Origin of the sequence: Psychrobacter sp. APC 3426 (assembly GCF_030408035.1) — a bacterium.
GTDB lineage: Bacteria > Pseudomonadota > Gammaproteobacteria > Pseudomonadales > Moraxellaceae > Psychrobacter.
The window spans coordinates 1-886 of sequence record NZ_JASDCF010000062.1; the positions used below are offsets into that span (position 1 = coordinate 1).

Sequence of the window (886 nt, forward strand, 5' to 3'; positions counted from 1 at the left end):
ACCCCACTCTCAACTTCGAAAGTGATTGAAAAAAGAAGAGCACCTCACTAATCTATTGTTTTCGACCAAGAATACAATGGAGTTGTGAGATGCCCATAGACGAATTTATCATCAATATCTATTTAATGGTAGAGCAATATTACAAAATAGTCGTCACCAAACCCTTGCGAAGTGCAGGTTACGCGCCAAAGCTAAGTGATCCTGAGGTTATTTGCATGGAGATGGTCGGTGAATTTTTACACCTTGATCAAGACAAACAAATTTGGCAATACTTTACCCAGCATTGGCAAGACTGGTTTCCAGCCATCGGCTCATACCCTAACTTCGCAAAGCACTGCGCCAATCTGTGGCAAGTCAAACAGCAGATACAAGATAAAGTCAGTCAAATTGAAGGCCGTGACAACATCCATTTTATGGATGGTTTTCCGATACCCGTCTGTCATTATGGACGCGCTTATCGGCATAAAAACTATCAAGACTTAGCGGCTTTTAGCTACTGTGCGGCTAAGCAAGAGAGATACTATGGCTTTGAAGGCCATTTGCTTGTTAACTTATCGGGCATGATTAAAGGCTTTACCTTTGCTCCTGCCAATGTTGATGAAAGAGCGGTTGCCCCAGAAATCACCACTCATATTCATGGGCTACTTGGCGCTGATAAAGGGTATATCAGCCCGAGTCTGACATCGTACTACGACGCTCAAGGCGTGGATTTACAAACGCCACTCAGAGCCAACATGAAAGAGGATAGACCCAAACCTGTGGTAAGGCGGCTAATGAAAGCCCGCCGTATCGTTGAAACAGTCATTGGTCAGCTATCAGAACGATTTAATATACAAAAGGTACGAGCAAGAGATTTATGGCATTTGTCTCATCGATTGATTCGTAA

Annotated in this window: 1 protein-coding gene; it reads left to right on the top strand. The window is 43.3% G+C overall.

Features of this window, described 5'->3' with window-relative positions:
• Window positions 1-89: 89 nt before the first annotated feature.
• A partial coding sequence (locus tag QL919_RS14085) for an IS982-like element ISPsma1 family transposase (protein WP_290190093.1) occupies window positions 90-886 on the top strand: 797 nt, incomplete at its 3' end.